A 1176-nucleotide genomic window follows, 5' to 3' on the forward strand; every position below is an offset into this window, starting at 1 on the left:
CTAGTGTTCTGAGTCTGACACTTCCTACCTGTTTCCGCGAATTTCATCGAGCGCGTTCAGAGCGCGGCGTTCCCGGGTGAGGATGTCCTCGGCGGTTTTGGTCCATTTGAAGGGTTTGGGCTTGTCGTTGTGTTGCGCGAGATAGTCATAGATCGCGGCCTCCAGATCATCGACGCTGGAATAGCTGCCGCGTCGGATGCGCCTCGATGTGATCTCGGCAAAGAACCGTTCGACCAGGTTCAGCCATGAGGCGCTGGTGGGTGTGAAGTGCAGCTTGAAGCGTGGGTGCTTGTCCAGCCAGGCCCGCACGTCGGGCGTCTTGTGGGTCGCGTAGTTGTCGAGCACCAGATGAACATCGCGCCGCAGGGGCACGGCCTTGTCGATTTTGCGCAGGAATTTGAGGAATTCCGTGGCCCGATGTCGCGGCAGGCATTCGCCGATGACCTGGCCGGATTTGACGTCGAGTGCTGCGAACAGCGTGGTCGTGCCATGGCGCTTGTAGTCATGCGTCATGGTGGCGGCGCGCCCCTTCTTCAGCGGCAGCCCGGGCTGGGTCCGGTCGAGGGCCTGGATCTGCGACTTCTCATCAACACACAGAACCACAGCCCGATCCGGTGGATCAAGGTAGAGACCGACGATATCCGTGACCTTTTCCTCGAACAGCGGGTCATTCGAGACCTTGAACCCCTTCGTGAGATGCGGCTTCAAGCCAGCTTCGGCCCATATGCGACCCACACTCGACGGCGAAATCCCCATGGCTTCGGCCATCAGGGCGCGGCTCCAATGGGTGGCGTTGGGCGGCGTCTCCTGCACCGTCCTGGTGATCACCTTCAGCCTTGTTTCCATGGGCAACGGCGGCACCCGCGAGGGCCGCGTCTTGTCGCGCTTGAGGCCGTCCACACCCTCATCGAGATACCGAGCCTGCCAGCGCCAGACCGTGGGCTTCGACGTGCGGGCGCGCCGCATGATCTCGAAGGTGCCGTGACCGCCCGCCGTCGCCAGCACGATCTCGGCCCGCCAGACAAGCTTGCGCGCAGTGTTGCGGTTGGTGATCAGAGCTTGAAGCTCAGCACGGTCGGCGGGGCCAAGGTAAAGGCAAATGTCATTGCGTCTCATGTCCCGAATATAGCACATCAGGCCCTCAATGGGAATCCTGTGTCAGGTGGGGAACACTAG

General features: G+C 61.5%; 1 protein-coding gene. It reads right to left on the reverse strand.

Translation table 11 applies throughout. The annotated features are described in order from the left end of the window. Positions 1-24 precede the first annotated feature (24 nt). Positions 25-1116: an IS630 family transposase gene (locus tag ROE7235_RS19650; protein WP_121097739.1), complete on the reverse strand. Its 1092-nt coding sequence runs from the start codon at positions 1114-1116 to the stop codon at positions 25-27. Between the last annotated feature and the right edge of the window lie 60 nt (positions 1117-1176).

It is taken from the genome of Roseinatronobacter ekhonensis (assembly GCF_900499075.1).
Taxonomy (GTDB): domain Bacteria; phylum Pseudomonadota; class Alphaproteobacteria; order Rhodobacterales; family Rhodobacteraceae; genus Roseinatronobacter; species Roseinatronobacter ekhonensis.